The organism is Stenotrophomonas sp. C3(2023) (assembly GCF_032911385.1).
Classification (GTDB): domain Bacteria; phylum Pseudomonadota; class Gammaproteobacteria; order Xanthomonadales; family Xanthomonadaceae; genus Stenotrophomonas.
Genome location: NZ_JAWJLO010000024.1, coordinates 1 through 225, shown reverse-complemented (window position 1 = coordinate 225; position 225 = coordinate 1). Strand labels below are relative to the sequence as shown.

Here is a 225-nt window from a genome sequence, read left to right as displayed (position 1 = left end):
GCGATGCCAACCTTGGCGACGCCACGGGTGCACTGACCTTCAACGGCGGCAGCCTCGACACCTTCGGTGACATGAGCAGTACCCGCGATCTGATGCTGCAGCAGAGCGCGGTCATCAGCACGGCTGCCAATACGACCCTGAGCAACAGCGGCAACGTCAGCGGCAACGGCGGCCTGGTCAAGAACGGTGAGGGTGCGATGGCACTCACGGGCACACTGGCCCATG

Annotated in this window: 1 protein-coding gene; it reads left to right on the top strand. The window is 64.4% G+C overall.

The features are described 5' to 3' along the window. On the top strand, nucleotides 1–225 hold a 225-nt coding region (locus RZA67_RS16445), incomplete at both ends, for a hypothetical protein (protein ID WP_317214138.1).